We start from the raw sequence: 17,254 nt of genomic DNA, 5'->3' as shown, positions 1-17,254 counted from the left end.
GCCTCGGATCTTGCGGTTCGCCCGGGCTTGGCTGCTTGCGATGTCCCGACGCTGCCGTTCCAGTCGACCTACAACCGGCGCCTCCGGGCGCTCGCGGCGACGATGGGCTGGCTGGCCGGGATGCTCGCGGGCCGGGTTTTCGTTCGGCGACGCGCCCGGTGTGTCTCAGCCGGCGAACAGACTTTGCCAGATTCATGCAGTGTGACGTATGTTCATGCACATGACGAAGAAGCGCGTCGCCGTCGCCGGTGCCAGTGGATATGCCGGAGGTGAGCTGCTCAGGCTGCTGCTGGCCCACCCCGAGGTGGAGATCGGTGCCCTGACCGCCGCCTCCAGCGCGGGCAAGACCCTGGGGAGCCTCCAGCCCCACCTGCTCCCGCTCGCCGACCGAGTGCTCGAGCCCACCGATGCCGAGACCCTGGCCGGTCACGACGTCGTCTTCCTGGCGCTGCCGCACGGCGAGTCCGGTCCGATCGCGGCCGGCCTCCCCGACGACGTCGTCGTGATCGACTGCGGCGCCGACTACCGGCTCGCCGACGCCGAGACGTGGACGAAGTTCTACGGCACCGACCACGCCGGTACCTGGCCCTACGGCCTTCCCGAGCTGCCCGGGCAGCGCGCAGCGCTCTCCGCGGCCAACCGGATCGCGGTGCCGGGCTGCTTCCCGACCGTCTCCACCTTGGCTCTGGCTCCGGCGGTCGAGGCCGGGATCGTCGACCCCGACGTCGTCGTGGTCGCCGCCACCGGCACCAGCGGCGCCGGGAAGTCGTCCAAGCCGCACCTGATCGGTGCCGAGGTGATGGGCAATGTGAGCGCCTACGGCGTCGGCGGCGTCCACCGCCACACCCCCGAGATCGTCCAGAACCTCTCCGCGCTGGTCGACGGCGAGGTGACGGTCTCCTTCACCCCGGTCCTGGTGCCGATGCCGCGCGGCATCCTGGCCACCTGCTCGGCCAAGCTCGCCGCCGGCGTGACGGCGGCGGATGCTCGCGCCGTCTATGAGAAGGCGTACGGGGACGAGCCCTTCGTCCACCTGCTCCCCGAGGGCCAGTGGCCGCAGACGCAGGCGGTGCTCGGCTCCAACGCGGTCCACCTGCAGGTGACCGTCGACGAGGCCGCCGGGCGGCTGGTCGTCGTCGGTGCCGAGGACAACCTCGCCAAGGGCACCGCCGGGGGAGCCATCCAGTGCATGAACCTCGCGCTCGGCCTCGAGGAGACCACCGGGCTGAGCACGGTCGGAGTGGCCCCGTGATCGATCTCGAGACGATCGCCCACGAGCCGGGTCGCCCCGACCCCGCCAAGGCCCGCACCCTCGCCGGCGCCCTGCCGTGGCTGAAGGAGTATCACGGCAAGATCGTCGTGGTGAAGTACGGCGGCAACGCCATGACCGACGACACGCTCAAGCGCGCCTTCGCCGAGGACATCGCCTTCATGCGGTTCGCCGGCTTCAAGCCGGTCGTCGTCCACGGCGGCGGCCCGCAGATCTCGAGCATGCTCGACCGGCTCGGCATCGAGTCCGAGTTCCGCGGCGGGCTGCGGGTGACCACCCCCGAGGCCATGGACGTCGTCCGGATGGTCCTGGTCGGCCAGGTCCAGCGCGAGCTCGTCGGGCTGATCAACGAGCACGGCCCGCTCGCGGTCGGGCTCTCCGGCGAGGACGCCGGCCTCTTCACCGCCGAGCCGGCCAGCACCGTCATCGACGGCGAGGAGATCGACCTCGGCCAGGTCGGCGAGGTCGTCGACGTACTGCCCGCCGCCGTCCTCGACATCATCCAGGCCGGCCGGATCCCGGTCGTCTCCAGCGTCGCCCCCGACGCCGACGGCGTGATCTACAACGTCAACGCCGACCGCGCCGCCTCGGCCCTCGCGATCGCGCTGGAAGCCGAGAAGCTGCTGGTCCTCACCGACGTCGAGGGTCTTTACCTCGACTGGCCCGACCCCGAGGAGGTCATCGGCGAGATCAGCCCCGAGGCCCTCGAAGGCATCCTCCCCGACCTCGCCAGCGGGATGATCCCGAAGATGAGCGCCTGCCTCGAGGCGGTCAAGGGCGGCGTCAAGCGCGCCACCGTCGTCGACGGCCGCGAGCAGCACGCCGTGCTGCTGGAGCTGTTCACCGCCGAGGGAGTCGGCACCCAGGTGCTCCCCGGCGTCACCACCAAGACCCGCAAAGCAAGGGAGCTGGACCGATGAGCACCTATGGAGAGCGCTACGCCGCCTCCCTGATGAACACCTTCGGCGCTCCCAAGCTGGTCCTCACCCGAGGCGAGGGCGCCCACGTGTGGGACGAGAACGGCAAGGAGTACGTCGACCTGCTGGCCGGCATCGCGGTCAACGCCCTGGGCCATGCCCACCCGGCGCTGGTCTCCGCGGTGACCTCCCAGATGGAGACCCTCGGCCACGTGTCCAACTTCTTCACCTCCCACCCGCAGGTGGAGCTGGCCGAGGCGCTGCTGGCCCGGGTCCCCGGAGGCGAGACCGGACGGGTCTTCTTCGCCAACTCCGGCACCGAGGCCAACGAGGCCGGGTTCAAGCTGACCCGGCGCACCGGCCGCAAGCACATCGTGGCCGCCACGGGCGCCTTCCACGGCCGTTCGATGGGTGCGCTCGCGCTGACCGCCAAGGAGGCCTACCGGGCTCCCTTCGAGCCGCTTCCGGGCGAGGTCACCTTCGTCCCCTACGGTGACGCCTCGGCGTTGGCGGCAGCGGTCACCGACGAGACCGCCGCGATCATCCTGGAGCCGATCCAGGGCGAGGCCGGCGTCGTCGTCCCGCCCGCCGACTACCTGGCGGCCGCGCGGGCCGCGGCCGACGAGCACGGCGCGCTGCTGTGGCTCGACGAGGTGCAGTCCGGCCTGGGCCGCACCGGCCGCTGGTTCGCCCACGAGACCTCCGGCGTCACCGCCGACATCGTCACCCTCGCCAAGGGCCTCGGCGGCGGCTTCCCGATCGGTGCCTGCATCGGCCTGGGCCGCGCGGCCACGCTCTTCGAGCCCGGCAACCACGGCACCACCTTCGGTGGCAACCCGGTCGCCTGCGCAGCGGGGCTCGCGGTGATCGAGACCATCGAGTCCGAGGGGCTCCTCGAGCACGTCACCGTGCTCGGGCAGAAGCTGCGCGACGGCCTCGCCGCCGACCCGCGGGTCGCGCGTGTCGATGGTGAGGGCCTCTTCATCGGAGTCGTGCTCGCCGGTCCCGACTCGGGCGCCGTCGCGGCGGCCGCGCTCGAGGCCGGGTTCATCCTCAACAACGCCACCCCCGAGCGGATCCGGATCGTCCCGCCGCTCGTGCTCACCTCGGACGACGCCGAGAGCCTTCTGGCCGCGTGGCCCGCCATCCTGGACAAGGCGGAGACGACCGAAGCGAGGTCGAGCGGCGAGCTTGCTCGTCCGCTCGCGCCGAGCGAGGGAGTGACCGAGCGCAGCGAGGAGGGGGCGAAGTGACCAGACACTTCCTTCGCGACGACGACCTCACCCCGGCCGAGCAGGCCGAGGTGCTGGCGCTCGCGGCGGCGATGAAGCAGGATCCGTACGCCGCCAAGCCCCTCGCCGGTCCGGTGACCGTGGCCACGATCTACGACAAGCCGACGCTGCGCACCCAGGCGTCGTTCTCCTCCGGGATCGCCGAGCTCGGCGGCCACTCGATGCTCGTCGACGGCCGCCTCGCCGGGATCGGTGAGCGGGAGTCGGTCGCCGACGTCGCCCGGGTGCTCGGCCGGCAGGCGGGCGAGATCGTGTGGCGTACGTTCGCACAGAGGGACCTCGAGGAGATGGCCGCCCACTCCGGGGTTCCGGTCGTCAACGCCCTCACCGACGAGTTCCACCCCTGCCAGCTGCTCGCCGACCTGCAGACGCTGCAGGAGCACAAGGGATCGCTGACGGGGCTGACCGCGGCCTTCCTCGGCGACGCTGCCTGCAACATGGGCAACTCCTGGGCGCTGGCCGGAGCGATCGCCGGGATGCACGTCCGGTTCGGCGCGCCGGAGGGCTACGCGCCCGACGCGGAGGTGCTGGTCAGGGCGAAGGAGATCGCCGAGGAGACCGGCGGCTCGGTCACGGTGACCTCGGACCCGGTCGCGGCGGCAGCCGGGGCCGACGTACTCATCACCGACACCTGGGTCTCGATGGGCAAGGAGAGCGAGGCGGCCGCCCGGATCGCGGTGTTCTCGCCCTACGCGCTCACCAGCGAGCTGCTCGGCCACGCCGACGCCGACGCGGTCGTGCTGCACTGCCTGCCCGCCTACCGCGGCAAGGAGATCGAGGCCGAGGTGCTCGACGGTCCGCGGAGCCTGGTGTGGGACGAGGCGGAGAACCGCCGCCACGCCCAGAAGGCGATCCTGGCCTTCTTGTGGGAGCGACGATGACCGCGAATGAGACCCAGCGGCCGGCGACCAAGGGAGCGCGCCAGTCCCTGATCGTCGACATCATCTGGGGCCGGGAGATCCGGTCCCAGACCGAGCTCTCCGAGGCGCTGCTCGCCCACGGGGTGCACGTCACCCAGGCGACGCTGTCGCGCGATCTGGACGAGCTCGACGCGGTGAAGGTGCGGGCACCATCCGGCGCGCTGGTCTATGCCGTCCCCGGCGAGGGCGGTGACCGCACCGCGGTGGCCCCGGGGGAGTCGGCCAGCGGACGCAGCAAGCTCGGCCGACTCGCCCGCGAGCTGTTGGTGAGCGCCGACGGGAGTGCGAACCTGGTGGTGCTGCGTACTCCTGCGGGTGGCGCCCAATACTTCGCCTCCGCGATCGACCGGGCCGAATACCCCGACATCCTCGGCACCATCGCCGGCGACGACACCGTGCTCGTCATCGGCCGCGAGCCCAAGGGTGGAGCGGCGCTCGTCAACCGCTTCCTCAGCCTCGCCGGCAAGACCACAGACATTCCGTAAGTTTTCAGATCAAGGAGCAACATCTCGTGAGCAAGGTCCTGACCTCCCTCCCCAAGGGTGAGCGCGTCGGCATCGCCTTCTCCGGAGGCCTCGACACCTCCGTGGCGGTCGCCTGGATGCGCGACAAGGGTGCGGTTCCGTGCACCTACACCGCCGACATCGGGCAGTACGACGAGCCCGACATCTCCGGCGTCCCGGACCGCGCGATGGCCTACGGCGCGGAGATCGCCCGCGCCATCGACATCAAGCCGCAGCTCGTCGAGGAGGGTCTGGCCGCGCTCGCCTGCGGCGCCTTCCACATCCGCTCCGGTGGCCGTGCCTACTTCAACACCACGCCCCTGGGGCGTGCCGTCACCGGCACCATGCTGGTGCGCGCCATGCACGCCGACGACGTCAACATCTGGGGCGACGGCTCGACCTTCAAGGGCAACGACATCGAGCGGTTCTACCGCTACGGCCTGATGGCCAACCCCGAGCTGCGCATCTACAAGCCGTGGCTCGACGCCGACTTCGTCCACGAGCTCGGTGGCCGCCACGAGATGTCGGAGTGGCTGGTCGCGCACAACCTGCCCTACCGCGACTCCACCGAGAAGGCCTACTCCACCGACGCCAACATCTGGGGCGCCACCCACGAGGCCAAGACGCTGGAGCACCTCGACGTCTCCCTGGAGACCGTCGAGCCGATCATGGGCGTGAAGTTCTGGGACCCCTCGGTGGCCATCGAGACCGAGGACGTCTCGATCACCTTCGTCGAGGGCCGCCCGGTGGCGATCAACGGCAAGTCCTACTCCGACGCGGTGGAGCTGGTCTACGAGGCCAACGCGATCGGCGGCCGCCACGGCCTGGGCATGTCGGACCAGATCGAGAACCGGATCATCGAGGCCAAGTCCCGTGGCATCTACGAGGCGCCGGGCATGGCGCTGCTGTGGGCGGCCTACGAGCGGCTGCTCAACGCGGTGCACAACGAGGACACCATGTCCAACTACTACAACGAGGGCCGCAAGCTCGGCCGGCTGCTCTACGAGGGTCGCTGGCTCGACCCGCAGGCGCTCATGCTGCGCGAGTCGATCCAGCGCTGGATCGCCTCGCTGGTCTCCGGCACGGTCACCCTGCGGCTGCGCCGCGGCGAGGACTACACGATCCTCAACACCGAGGGTTCGCACTTCTCCTACCACCCCGAGAAGCTCTCCATGGAGCGTGTCGAGAACGCCGCCTTCGGCCCCGTCGACCGCATCGGCCAGCTCACCATGCGCAACCTCGACATCGCCGACTCGCGCTCCAAGCTGGAGATCTACGCCGGGCATCCGTTGGATCAGGGCACGGTTCTGGTCGAGCACGGCACCCTCTTCGGCGAGCTGCCCGCCGGTGGGTTCGACCGCATCGCCGCCGCCGACGGCAAGCCCTCCGCGGCTCTCCCGGTCGAGGAGGCCGTCCTGGACGACACCGTCCTCGACGACGTCGCGATCGAGTCGGGCAACGACTGATGTCGAACACACCTGCCAACACCACGAATGAGGGCAAGCTCTGGGGCGGCCGGTTCGCCGGCGGTCCCTCGCCCGAGCTCGAGGCGCTCTCGCGCTCGACGCAGTTCGACTGGCGGCTGGCGCTCTACGACATCGCCGGGTCGCACGCCCACGCCAAGGCGCTGGGGGCGGCCGGGCTGCTGAGCGGTGACGAGGAGAACGAGATCCACCGGGGTCTCGACGTACTCGCCGACCGGTTCACCGCCGGACGGCTTCTTCCGGCCGCCTCCGACGAGGACGTGCACGGCGCGCTGGAGCGGCTGCTGATCGAGGAGATCGGTCCAGAGGTCGGCGGCAAGCTGCGCGCCGGGCGCTCCCGCAACGACCAGATCGCGACCCTCTTCCGCAGCTACCTGCTCGATCACGAGCGGGTGCTGCGTGGGCTCGTGCTCGACCTGATCGACGCGCTCGCCGCCCAGGCGGAGGAGAACATGGGCGCGATCATGCCGGGACGTACGCACCTCCAGCATGCCCAGCCGGTGCTGCTCTCGCACCACCTGATGGCCCACGCCTGGTCGCTGCTGCGCGACGTCGACAGGCTCAGCGACTGGCAGGCGCGGGTGGTGTGTGACTCGCCCTACGGGTCCGGGGCGCTCGCGGGACAGTCGCTCGGGCTCGACCCCGAGCTGGTCGCCGCCGAGCTCGGCTTCACCGGGTCGAGCGCCAACTCGATCGACGGCACCGCCTCGCGCGACTTCGTCGCCGAGTTCGCCTACGTGTGCGCCCAGATCGGCGTCGACATCAGCCGGATCGCCGAGGAGATCATCCTGTGGGCGACCAAGGAGTTCGACTTCGTCACGCTGCACGACTCCTGGTCGACGGGCTCGAGCATCATGCCGCAGAAGAAGAACCCCGACATCTCCGAGCTCGCCCGCGGCAAGGCCGGACGTCTGGTCGGCAACCTGACCGGGTTGCTGACGACGCTGAAGGCGCTGCCGCTGGCCTACAACCGTGATCTGCAGGAGGACAAGGAGCCGGTCTTCGACTCCCTGGACACCCTGGAGGTGCTGCTCCCGGCCTTCACCGGGCAGGTCGCGACGCTGGTCTACAACACCGACCGGATGGCCGAGCTGGCCCCGCAGGGCTTCTCGCTGGCCACCGACATCGCCGAGTGGCTGGTCCGGCAGGGCACCCCGTTCCGGATCGCCCACGAGCTCGCCGGCGCCTGCGTCCAGGCGGCGGAGAAGCGAGGCGTGGAGCTGGACGCGCTCACCGACGAGGAGTTCGCGACGATCTCGCCGGCGCTGACTCCTGACGTACGTCTGGTGCTGACGATCGAGGGATCGGTCTCCTCGCGCGACGGCCGCGGCGGGACGGCTCCCGGCCGGGTCGCCGAGCAGCTCGCCGAGCTGCGGGCCAAGGCAGCCGGGTTCCGTCCGTCCTAGTGCGACTCACGGACCTGTTGCACCAGCGCCCCGAGGTGACCGCTCCGCGGCTCCTCGGGGCGACGCTGTCGTTCGACGGGGTGACGGTGCGGCTCACCGAGGTGGAGGCGTACGCGGCCGACGACCCCGGCTCGCACGCCTTCCGGGGCGAGACGAACCGCAACCGGGTGATGTTCGGGCCGCCGGGACGGCTCTACGTCTACTTCACCTACGGGATGCACTACTGCGCCAACCTCGTCTGCCATCCGGCCGGCGAACCCGGCGGCATCCTGCTCCGTGCCGGTGAGGTGACCGAGGGGATCGAGGTCGCCCGGGAACGACGTGGATCCGTACGCGACGTCGACCTCGCCCGGGGACCGGCGCGGCTCGCCTCGGCGCTGGGCCTGGACCTGTCGATGAACGGGACCGGCGACTTCGAGCTGGACCTGGCGCCCGAGGAGACCTGGGCGGGGATCGAGGTGGCCGCCGGACCGCGGGTCGGGCTGCGCCTCGCCCCGGAGCGCCCATGGCGGTTCTGGGTGGCTGGTGACCCGACGGTCTCGCGCTACCGGCCGGCGAAGGCTCTCTGAGCCTGGCTCGGTCGGAGAGCCGGAGCGAACGGCTCAGTCCGCCGCGTCGCCCGCTCGGGTTGGTGGATCCAGGCCACGAGGTCGCCGGACGGGCCGTTCACCGTCCACAGGCCCTGTTCGGACCGGGGTTCTCCACAGGCCGCGACGGCCCGGGCAGAATTGTCGGCGCCCCCGCACAGGATGGTGGTCGGAGGTGATCGAGATGACGGTCGCAAGGGTAGAGAAGGAGCCATCACCGGATGATGGCGAGCGGGTGGTGCCGGCCGGTGGGCTGGCGACGGTCAACGAGGTGCGGTTGATCGGCCGGCTCTCGCTGGCCGCGGAGGAGAAGGAGCTGCCGAGCGGCGACCAGCTCACCGCGTTCCGGGTGGTCGTGAACAGGCCACGCGACAAACGCCGGGGGAGCCGGGTGCAGATCGACGCGCTCGAATGCCACACCTGGGTCGCCCGGGTCCGCCGGGCGGCGATGACCTGGCAGGTCGGAGACGTGATCGAGGTCAACGGCGCTCTGCGCCGCCGGTTCTTCAAGACCGGTGGTCGGCTGCAGTCGATGACCGAGGTGGAGGTGCAGTCGGCCAGGCGGGTGAGCCGCGCCGCCGCGGCGGCCAGACAGGCCAGCTAATGACGCGACTTCTCCAGGCGCGCGGCATCGAGGAGCCGGATGAGCACACCAGGATGCGGCTTCGGCTGGAAGGAGGTGGCCTTCTCCGGGAGCAGCTGCCCGATCGAGGCGGAGGAGAGGATGGTGTCGAAGGTCGGCGCCGCCAGCAGGACTGCGACGTCGCGGCCCGGGCGGGCCCGTTTGAGGGCGGCATCGACCTGGTGCGCGTGCAGCACCCGCGACGGCTGCCGGCTCAGCGCGGGGAGGAGCCGGTCGTGCAGATAGCCGACGTCGCCGGTGATCGGACCCGCAGAGGTATCGATGTCGAGCGTGGCCCAGCCACGGCCGTCACTGAGCACGATGACGCCGGGCCCGAGCCTGCCCAGAGCGGCGTCGCGACTGCCCGCGGTCCACTCGGCGCCGACGGACTCTGCCGCGGACCGTAGGTCGCGCAGATTCACCCCGGGGAGCACCCGGTGGATCGCACCGAGCTGCAACGGCGTGTCGTCCTGGTCGATGAGCATCGCCAGGCCGAAGTCCGTCGCGGCCTCGTCACCGGGCTCGGCGAGCCCCTGGAGCTCGGCGTACGCCGCGTAGCGGTGGTGTCCGTCGGCGATCAGCGCCTGCTGGGTCGACCACGTGTCGCGGAGCTGGGCGATCAGCGCCTTGTCCGTGATCGCCCAGACCCGATGGTGCTGGCCGCCGTGGTCGTCGTACTGCTCCTCGGGAGGGCTGCTCTGCACCCGGTCGAGCAGCGCGGCGACGCCGTCGGGCGCGTGGTAGGTGAGCAGGATCGGCGCCGGGTGCACCCGCATCTGACGCATCCGGGAGGCGAGCTGCTCGGCCTGTGCGGTGTGTACTCCCTCGTGGGGGAGGACGGCGGCCTCACCGGGGTCGTCGGTGCGGTGGGAGACGTCGAGGATCCCGACGACGCCACGCACGACGATCCCGGCAGCGGTGTACTCGTGGAGGTAGAGCGCGAGCTCCTGGTGCTCACGCAGATCGCCGCGCGCCAGCCAGGAGCTGATCCGGGAGGCGACCCCGCGATAGGGGCGGGAGTAGAGCCGTGCCGAGGTCGGGTCCCCGATCCGCGACGGCGCCAACGAGAGCGCTCGAAATGGCTCCAGGCGCAGCGGACGCCGGAGGTACGGCGCCCTGACCACACCCGTATCGTCCATCCGCACATCGTAGGGTCACACTGGTGCCATTCGCCGAACCCCCGACTCAGAGTAAGGAACTCCGTGTGCTGACCGGCCATCAGTTGAAGGGCTCAGAACAGCCACTCGCCTCCGTCTACGACGTGGCGATGCTCGACCTCGACGGGGTGGTCTACATCGGTGGCGCCGCGGTCCCGCGCGCTCCCGAGTCGCTCGCCGCGGCACGCGAGGCCGGGCTGCATGTGGCGTTCATCACCAACAATGCCGCCAGGACTCCGGCCAAGGTCGCCGCGAACATCCGAAACCTCGGGATCGAGACGACCGCCGAGGACGTGGTCACCTCGGCGCAGGCCGCCGCTCATGTTCTCGCCGAGCGACTCGCCCCGGGTGCGAAGGTGGTCAACCTGGGCGCCGCCGGCCTGCGCGAGCCGCTCGAGGCCGCCGGCCTGGTGCCGGTGGCCGTCGACGAGGACGCCGAGGCGATCGTGACGGGCTACAACCCCGAGCTGCTGTGGAAGGACATCCTCCGTGCGGCCGTACGGATCAAGGACGGGCTCTTCTGGGTCGCCAGCAACACCGACATGACCTTCCCCGCGGCCTACGGGATCGCGCCGGGTCACGGTGTCCTGGTCGACACCCTGCGCCGGTTCTCCGGCGTCGAGCCGGTCGTCGCGGGCAAGCCGTCGCGGCCGCTGCTCGAGGAGACCATCCGACGCACCGCGGCCGAGCACCCGCTGATGGTCGGCGACCGGCTCGACACCGACATCGAGGGTGGCCGCAACATCGGCATCGACACGCTGCTCGTGCTCACCGGCGTCACCGATCTCGCGCACCTGGTGGCGGCCGAGCCACAGCGGCGGCCGTCCTACATCTCCTCCGACCTGGGCGGGTTGCTGGAGACCCACGCCGCGCCGGAGACCGACGACACGACGGCGCGACTCGGTGGCTGGACGGCAGAGGTACGCGACGGGGAGCTGCTGGTCACCGGCCAGGGACACCCCGACGACTGGTGGCGGGTCGCCGCGGCCAGCGCCTGGGCCCACCTGGACGCCTCCGGATCGGTGGTCACGATCGGCGCACAGGCCGTGCCGCCTGGCCCGGATGCCGACGGCGGGACGGTAGTCTCGGCCTCATGAGCGAGCAGCACTTCGACGAGACTCCGGCCGAGGCCTCGGCCGGGCTGGGTGGCACCGGCAGGGCGCCGCACACCGGTGTCGCCCGCGTCGACGCGGTCCTCGAGACGCTCGACCGGCTCGACGAGCTGCCGCTGACCGAGCACGTCGGCGTCTTCGAGGCCGCCCACACCGAGCTGCGCCGCGCACTGGACCCCGACACCGAGGCCCACGACGCGATGGCCCGGATCGCCGCGGCGTCCGGCGAGCCGCAGCCGACCGACCAGCCCTGAGAGGCGAGCGCATGCCTCCTCGCCGCCTGCGTCTCGACGCCGAGCTGGTCCGGCGCAAGCTGGCCCGGTCCCGCGAGCACGCCAGCGAGCTGATCGCCGCCGGCCGGGTCACGGTCTCGGGAAACCGCGCCACCAAGCCGGCCACGGGCGTCACCACCGACGTCGCCATCGTGGTGACCGAGGACCCCGACCGTCCCGACTTCGTCTCCCGCGGCGGCCACAAGCTCGCCGGAGCACTCGCCGCGTTCAAGCCGCTCGGACTCTCGGTCGCGGGCCGCCGCTGCCTGGACGCCGGCGCATCGACGGGCGGGTTCACCGACGTACTGCTGCGCAACGAGGCCCGACAGGTCGTCGCCGTCGACGTCGGCTACGGCCAGCTCGCCTGGCGGCTGCAGCAGGACGAACGGGTGATCGTCCACGACCGCACCAACATCCGCGACCTCTCCCTCGAGGTCATCGGCGACCCCGTGGACGTCGTCGTCGGGGACCTCTCCTTCATCTCCCTCGAGCTCGTCCTGGACGCACTGATCCGGGTCACCAGCCCCGACGGCGACCTGGCGCTGATGGTCAAGCCGCAGTTCGAGGTCGGCAAGGACCGCGTCGGGAAGGGCGGCGTCGTCCGCGACCCGGCGCTGCGCGCCGAGGCCGTCAACGCTGTCGCCGCGGCCGCCGCGCGGCGTGGCTGGGGCGCCCGCGCGGTCACGACCAGCCCGCTTCCGGGCCCGTCGGGCAACGTCGAGTTCTTCCTGTGGCTGCGCCGCGGCGAGGCCACCATCACCGAGGACGAGATCGAGGAGGCCGTGCGCGAACAGCGCGGCCTGGAGAGCCCCGCCACCGGGATTGTGTCGGTGCCGTCTGAGAAGGTTGATCCGTGACCGACGCCGATACCCCTGCTGTGGACCCAGCTCCCGTGGACCCAGCCGAGGTCCGGCGCGTCCTGATGCTCATCCACACCGGCCGCGAGGAGGCCCGCGAGGTCGGCCTCGCCTGTGCCAAGTCGCTCGCGGTCCACGGGATCGTGGTCAGGATGCTGGCCAGCGAGGCCGCCGACCTGGGCATCGACCCGGCGGCGTACGAACCGAAGCTCGAGCTCGCCGACGGCGAGGACGACGCGAGCCGCGACTGCGAGCTGGCGCTCGTCATCGGCGGCGACGGCACCATCCTGCGGGCCGCGGAGATCGTCCAGCCGCATCGCACCCCGGTGCTCGGGGTCAACCTGGGACATGTCGGCTTCCTGGCCGAGGCGGAGTACGACGACGTCGAGTCGACCATCGAGGCGATCGTGCAGCGTCGCTACACCTCCGAGGACCGCCTCGCGCTGGAGGTCAGCGTCTTCGAGGACGGCCAGAAGGTCTTCCGTACGTTCGCGGTCAACGAGGCCAGTGTCGAGAAGGCCGCCCGCGAGCGGATGCTCGAGGTGGTCGTCGAGATCGACGGCCGGCCGCTGTCGAGGTGGGGCTGCGACGGCGTCGTCTGCGCGACCCCGACCGGTTCGACGGCCTACAACTTCTCCGCCGGCGGCCCGGTCGTCTGGCCGGGCGTCGAAGCGTTGCTGCTCACCCCGATCAGCGCCCACGCGCTGTTCGCGCGGCCGATGGTGGTCGCGCCGACCTCGGTTCTCGCGGTGGAGGTGATCACCCGGGCCGACGGCGCCGGAGTGCTCTGGTGCGACGGCCGGCGCTCCTACGAGCTCGGCCCGGGCGCCCGGATAGAGGTCACCCGGGGGGCGGAGCCTGTCAGACTCGTCCGCCTGCACCAGGCCCCGTTCACGGATCGTCTGGTGCGGAAGTTCGGACTGTCCGTGGAGGGATGGCGAGGCGCCGCTGAACGGCGTCCGTTCAGGATGAACGGAGGCGAGAATGCTTGAGGAGATCAGGATCTCCGGGCTCGGGATCATCGAGTCCTCGACCCTGGAGCTCGGACCGGGGCTGACCGTGGTGACCGGTGAGACCGGTGCGGGCAAGACGATGATCGTGACCGCGCTCGGGCTGCTCCTGGGCGGCCGTGGTGACGCCGGCTCGGTCCGCAAGGGCAAGAAGGCGGCCCGGGTCGAGGGTGTCATCGACGCCCGCTCGCTGCCCGGCGTCGTCGATGCGACCGAGGAGGCCGGGGGAGAGGTCGAGGAGGGCCGCGTCCTCGTCGCCCGCACCGTCGCCGCCGAAGGACGCGCGAGGGCGTACGTCGGTGGAGCGACCGTCCCGGTCGCGACCCTCGGTGCGGTGACCTCACCGCTGGTCGCCGTCCACGGCCAGTCCGACCAGCACCGGCTGCTGCAGCCGCGTGCCCAGCGCGACTCGCTGGACCGCTTCGGCGGCGAGGCCGTCGCCAAGCTGATCGCGGCCTACGGCGACATCCACGCCCAGCTCCAGAAGGTCGAGCGCGAGCTCGACGAGGTCACCACCCACGCCCGGGAGCGGGCGCAGGAGGCCGACCTGCTCCGCTTCGGCCTCGGTGAGGTCGAGGAGGTCTCGCCCGAGTCCGGCGAGGACGTCACGCTCGCTCAGGAGGAGGAGAAGCTCGGCTACGCCGACACCCTGCGCACCGCCGCGGAGCAGGCCCGCGAAGCGCTCTCCTCGGAGGTCGACGCCCCCGATGCCCTGGGTGCGATCTCCGCGGCGCGTCAGGCCCTCGACGGGGTGCGCGACCACGACCCCGACGCGGCGTCCCTGGCCGACCGCCTGGCGGAGGTCTCCTACCTGCTCTCCGATCTGGCCGCCGACGTGGCCTCCTACGCGACCGCGATCGAGACCGACCCGGCCCGGTTGTCCGTCGTCTCCGAGCGGCGCGCGGCCCTGACCGCGCTGACGAGGAAGTACGGCGAGACCATCGATGAGGTGCTCGCCTGGGCCGAGACCGGCGCCAAGCGTCTGCTCGAGCTCGACTCCGACGACGACCGGATCGAGGAGCTTCGCGGGGAGCGCACCCGGCTGCGGGCCGCCCTCGCCGAGGCCGGTCTCGCGCTCTCGGCGGCGCGCACCGACGCCGCCGGTGCCCTGGCCGAGGCGGTCAGCGACGAGCTCACCGGGCTGGCCATGCCGCATGCGCGACTGGTGGTCGACGTACGCCAGAAGGAGACCGACGCGCCCGCCTCCGAGGACGAGCCACACGCCCCGCTGAAGGTCGGCTCGGGCAAGAACCACCGCTGGCTGCGTTACGGATCCAACGGCCTCGACGAGGTCGAGCTGCTGCTGGCGGCCAACACCGGCTCCGAGCCGCGCCCGCTTCACAAGGGCGCCTCCGGCGGTGAGCTCTCCCGGGTGATGCTGGCCATCGAGGTGGTCCTGGCTGCCACCAGCCCGGTTCCGACCTTCGTCTTCGACGAGGTCGACGCCGGTGTCGGCGGCACCGCCGCGGTCGAGATCGGTCGCCGCCTCGCCCACCTCGCGCGCACCGCCCAGGTCCTGGTCGTCACCCACCTCCCGCAGGTCGCCGCCTTCGCCGATCACCACGTCGCGGTCGAGAAGACCAGCGACGGCGTGGTCACCAGCTCCGGCCTCACCGTCCTCGACGACGAGTCCCGCGAGCGCGAGCTCTCCCGGATGCTCGCCGGGCTGACGGCCTCCGACACGGCCATCGCGCACGCCCGCGAGCTCCTCGAGGTGGCCCGCGCCGCCAAGGCCTGACCCGCCGAGACCTCAGTTGTGGCGGGCGAGTCCGCAGTTGTGGCCAACGACACACGCCACAACTGCTGATTCGGCCGCCAAACGCGCGCATCCGGCCGCCACAGCGACCGACTCGCCGGATGGGAGATCCGGGGACGCGCACGGATACCGGGGGAGGATTGACGAGCCATGAGACTGCCTACTCGCCAGATTCCTTCCGTACTCCCGGGCATCCGCGGCACGCTCCGCTCGGGGCGGCCCACCCGGGCGCTGATCCCGCGGCTCAAAGAGGGCGACATCGCGGTCATCGACCACGTCGACCTGGACCGGACCACCGCGCTGGCGATCGCCGCCAAGGGCGTGATCGCCGTGGTCAACGCCCAGCCGATGGTGTCGGGGCGCTACCCCAACAGGGGTCCGCAGACGTTGGCCGATGCCGGCATCGTGCTGATCGACAGGATCGGCGAGGCGGGTCTGGAGAAGCTGGTCGACGGGCGGAAGGCCCGGCTGCTCGACGGCGAGGTCTTCGACGGTGAGCAGCTGCTGACCTCAGGCCGGGCGCTCGACCAGGAGTCGCTCGAGAGCGACCTCGAGAACGCCAAGCGAGGCCTGAGCTCACACCTGGACCTCTTCACCCACAACAGCAGCGAGCTGCTCAAGCGCGAGGAGGAGGTGTTGCTGCACGGCAGCGGCGTACCTCCTCTCGACACGCCGCTGGCCGGCCGCCCCGTCGTGGTGGTCGCCGACCATCCCGACCTGGACCGGTTCCTGGGCGACCTCGACGGCTTCCTGCGCGAGCGGCGCCCGGCGATCATCGCGGTGGGTGCCGCGGCGAAGAGGCTGACCAAGAAGCAGGTACGCCACGCCGTGCTCGTCCTGGGCCCGGACCCCGACACCTACCCCGAACCGAAGGTGCTCACCGGCGCCGCCGAGGTCGTCCTCGCGCCCGGCGCCTCCGCGAGCGACAGCGCCGCCGAGCTCCTCGACCGGGTCGGGGTGCAGCCGAAGCGCTTCGAGTCAGCCCTCGCCCCCGAGGACGCGGCCCTCCTGGTCGCCTACGCGCAGCACCCCTCGCTGGTCATCGGGGCCGGGCTGAGCACCACCCTGACCGACTTCCTCGAGGACCAGCGCCCGGGCCTGGCCGGCACCTATCTGACCCGGCTCGCGCTTGGCCCGACGCTGATCGACGCCTCCGCGGTCCCGGTGGTGCGCCGCAAGGAGTCGCGTGGCCGCCGGCTCGTCCTCCCGGTCCTGGCCGTGGTGACGGCGCTGGCGATCGGCGTACCCGCCGGCATCTGGGCCGCCGACCACGACCTCACCGCGATCGGCGCCGGACTCGGGGCCGGCGACGGAGCCGAGGCCAGCACCACCTCCGGCGAGAGCGGGCCAGGCACCGGGAAGGACCCGCAGCCCACCGCCGAGTCGCGGTTCGTGGAGGAGGCAGGCGCAGCGCTGCTGCCCGGCAAGCTCACCGGCCGAAAGGTCGCGGTCCTCACCTTCCCCGGTGCGGACCGGAAGACGGTCGAGGCGCTCACGACCAACATCAAGACGGCCGGTGGCGCGACGACGGGGGTGCTCGACGTACGACCGAACCTGCTGGACCCGGACCGCCGCCAGTATGTCGACAGCCTGGCCACCCAGCTGGTCAAGCAGCTCGGCCGCGGCGACGCCGAGCAGGCCACCTACCAGCGGATGGGGCAGGTGATCGGCGAGACCTACGCCGGGAAGACGCCGCCCGCAGAGTTCGACCAGCCCGCCAAGACCGCCGCTGTGGCGTTGCTCACCGGCGACCTGGTCAAGGCCCAGGGGCGACCCACCGGACCGGCCGACCTCGTCCTGGTCGTCCTCGGCGAGGACAGCCAGGACACCACCGCGGTCGAAGGCCTGACCGAGGGACTCGGAGCGACCACGAAAGGGCTGGTCGTGACGGCTCCCACCGATTCCGAGGACCTCGAGAAGCTCCGCGCCAACGACTGGCCGGGATGGTTCGCGTCGGTCGACGGGATCGAGACCCTCAGCGGCCAGGTGGCCGCACCGCTCGCGCTGGCTCGGCAGACCAGCCAACAAGGTGGCGATTTCGGTGCGTCAGGTTTCGGTGGGCTGCTGAAGCGTTGATAGGATTGAGGCC

The 17,254-nt window shown here is 71.4% G+C and carries 16 protein-coding genes; 15 read left to right on the top strand and 1 reads right to left on the bottom strand.

Features of this window, described 5'->3' with window-relative positions; all coding sequences use genetic code 11:
• Nucleotides 1–214 precede the first annotated feature (214 nt).
• The 9 genes from argC (at nucleotide 215) to ACIA03_RS06555 (ending at nucleotide 8,983) form a co-directional block, all read left to right on the top strand.
• Nucleotides 215–1,252, top strand: coding sequence for an N-acetyl-gamma-glutamyl-phosphate reductase (argC, locus tag ACIA03_RS06595; RefSeq protein WP_396980461.1), 1,038 nt, complete (start codon nucleotides 215–217; stop codon nucleotides 1,250–1,252).
• The gene (argB, locus tag ACIA03_RS06590; RefSeq protein ID WP_396980459.1) at nucleotides 1,249–2,190 is read left to right on the top strand and encodes an acetylglutamate kinase; all 942 of its coding nucleotides are present in this window, start codon (nucleotides 1,249–1,251) and stop codon (nucleotides 2,188–2,190) included. Before argC ends, argB begins: the two co-directional genes overlap by 4 nt.
• Nucleotides 2,187–3,440 (top strand): acetylornithine transaminase, encoded by a 1,254-nt coding sequence (locus ACIA03_RS06585; RefSeq protein WP_396980457.1) that lies wholly within the window; start codon nucleotides 2,187–2,189, stop codon nucleotides 3,438–3,440. Before argB ends, ACIA03_RS06585 begins: the two co-directional genes overlap by 4 nt.
• Nucleotides 3,437–4,360, top strand: coding sequence for an ornithine carbamoyltransferase (gene argF, locus ACIA03_RS06580; RefSeq protein WP_396980455.1), 924 nt, complete (start codon nucleotides 3,437–3,439; stop codon nucleotides 4,358–4,360). The genes ACIA03_RS06585 and argF overlap by 4 nt, the downstream gene beginning before the upstream one ends.
• Nucleotides 4,357–4,884: an arginine repressor gene (locus tag ACIA03_RS06575; RefSeq protein ID WP_396980453.1), complete on the top strand. Its 528-nt coding sequence runs from the start codon at nucleotides 4,357–4,359 to the stop codon at nucleotides 4,882–4,884. The genes argF and ACIA03_RS06575 overlap by 4 nt, the downstream gene beginning before the upstream one ends.
• A gap of 26 nt (nucleotides 4,885–4,910) precedes the next feature.
• Nucleotides 4,911–6,368, top strand: coding sequence for an argininosuccinate synthase (gene argG, locus ACIA03_RS06570; protein WP_396980451.1), 1,458 nt, complete (start codon nucleotides 4,911–4,913; stop codon nucleotides 6,366–6,368).
• Nucleotides 6,368–7,792, top strand: coding sequence for an argininosuccinate lyase (gene argH, locus ACIA03_RS06565; protein WP_396980449.1), 1,425 nt, complete (start codon nucleotides 6,368–6,370; stop codon nucleotides 7,790–7,792). Before argG ends, argH begins: the two co-directional genes overlap by 1 nt.
• The gene (locus ACIA03_RS06560; RefSeq protein WP_396980447.1) at nucleotides 7,792–8,361 is read left to right on the top strand and encodes a DNA-3-methyladenine glycosylase; all 570 of its coding nucleotides are present in this window, start codon (nucleotides 7,792–7,794) and stop codon (nucleotides 8,359–8,361) included. The genes argH and ACIA03_RS06560 overlap by 1 nt, the downstream gene beginning before the upstream one ends.
• A 202-nt stretch (nucleotides 8,362–8,563) precedes the next feature.
• Nucleotides 8,564–8,983, top strand: a complete 420-nt coding sequence (locus tag ACIA03_RS06555) for a single-stranded DNA-binding protein (RefSeq protein ID WP_396980445.1) — start codon at nucleotides 8,564–8,566, stop codon at nucleotides 8,981–8,983.
• Here the strand turns inward: ACIA03_RS06555 and ACIA03_RS06550 are convergent.
• Nucleotides 8,980–10,140 (bottom strand): DUF1015 family protein, encoded by a 1,161-nt coding sequence (locus ACIA03_RS06550; protein WP_396980443.1) that lies wholly within the window; start codon nucleotides 10,138–10,140, stop codon nucleotides 8,980–8,982. The genes ACIA03_RS06555 and ACIA03_RS06550 overlap by 4 nt on opposite strands.
• Nucleotides 10,141–10,205: 65 nt before the next feature.
• Between ACIA03_RS06550 and ACIA03_RS06545 the strand changes: the two genes are divergently transcribed.
• From ACIA03_RS06545 to steA, 6 genes are all read left to right on the top strand, one after another.
• A complete protein-coding gene (locus ACIA03_RS06545) occupies nucleotides 10,206–11,255 on the top strand; it encodes an HAD-IIA family hydrolase (RefSeq protein WP_396980441.1) in 1,050 nt (349 codons plus the stop codon).
• On the top strand, nucleotides 11,252–11,524 hold the full coding sequence (locus tag ACIA03_RS06540) for a hypothetical protein (protein WP_396980439.1): 273 nt from the start codon (nucleotides 11,252–11,254) through the stop codon (nucleotides 11,522–11,524). Before ACIA03_RS06545 ends, ACIA03_RS06540 begins: the two co-directional genes overlap by 4 nt.
• Before the next feature lie 11 nt (nucleotides 11,525–11,535).
• The gene (locus ACIA03_RS06535) at nucleotides 11,536–12,399 is read left to right on the top strand and encodes a TlyA family RNA methyltransferase (RefSeq protein WP_396980437.1); all 864 of its coding nucleotides are present in this window, start codon (nucleotides 11,536–11,538) and stop codon (nucleotides 12,397–12,399) included.
• The gene (locus ACIA03_RS06530; RefSeq protein WP_396980435.1) at nucleotides 12,396–13,391 is read left to right on the top strand and encodes an NAD kinase; all 996 of its coding nucleotides are present in this window, start codon (nucleotides 12,396–12,398) and stop codon (nucleotides 13,389–13,391) included. The genes ACIA03_RS06535 and ACIA03_RS06530 overlap by 4 nt, the downstream gene beginning before the upstream one ends.
• Nucleotides 13,384–15,147 (top strand): DNA repair protein RecN, encoded by a 1,764-nt coding sequence (gene recN / locus ACIA03_RS06525; RefSeq protein WP_396980433.1) that lies wholly within the window; start codon nucleotides 13,384–13,386, stop codon nucleotides 15,145–15,147. The genes ACIA03_RS06530 and recN overlap by 8 nt, the downstream gene beginning before the upstream one ends.
• A gap of 168 nt (nucleotides 15,148–15,315) precedes the next feature.
• The gene (gene steA / locus ACIA03_RS06520) at nucleotides 15,316–17,241 is read left to right on the top strand and encodes a putative cytokinetic ring protein SteA (RefSeq protein WP_396980431.1); all 1,926 of its coding nucleotides are present in this window, start codon (nucleotides 15,316–15,318) and stop codon (nucleotides 17,239–17,241) included.
• Nucleotides 17,242–17,254: the final 13 nt, after the last annotated feature.

It is taken from the genome of Nocardioides sp. NPDC051685 (genome assembly GCF_044453405.1).
Taxonomy (GTDB): domain Bacteria; phylum Actinomycetota; class Actinomycetes; order Propionibacteriales; family Nocardioidaceae; genus Nocardioides.
The sequence above is the reverse complement of the archived record's forward strand: the minus strand, read 5'-3'. Positions and strand labels throughout refer to the sequence as shown.